Origin of the sequence: Legionella genomosp. 1, from assembly GCF_900640215.1 — a bacterium.
GTDB classification, from domain to species: Bacteria; Pseudomonadota; Gammaproteobacteria; order Legionellales; family Legionellaceae; genus Legionella_C; species Legionella_C quinlivanii_A.
The window spans coordinates 1-307 of the sequence record NZ_CAAAJH010000039.1 but is presented as its reverse complement, the minus strand read 5'-3'; the positions used below and the strand labels follow the sequence as shown (position 1 = coordinate 307).

Sequence of the window (307 nt, the reverse complement as noted above, 5' to 3'; positions counted from 1 at the left end):
AAAGAATGCAAATCGAACAAAATTTCAAAGACATAAAAAATGAACAACTGGGGTTAGGATTACGACGAAATCAATCGTCAGGCAAAACCAGAGCCAATATGCTGTTCTTCCTGGCTATTTTACTCATCATGATTGCCTGGTGGTTTGGTTTGATGATTGAGTCTCTTAACAGACATCGTTCTTATCAGGCCAATACTATAAAAAACAAACGAGTTCGCTCTTTTATTCATCTCGCTAGAATGGCTTTTCGGCATGAACCAGAATTACTTAATTGGGATTTATTTCGGAGCGTAATGAGTGACCTGCA

The 307-nt window shown here is 38.1% G+C and carries 1 pseudogene; it reads left to right on the top strand.

Annotated elements, in window-relative coordinates:
• Positions 1-307, top strand: a pseudogene (locus E1O89_RS15345) (IS4 family transposase); the annotation flags it as partial.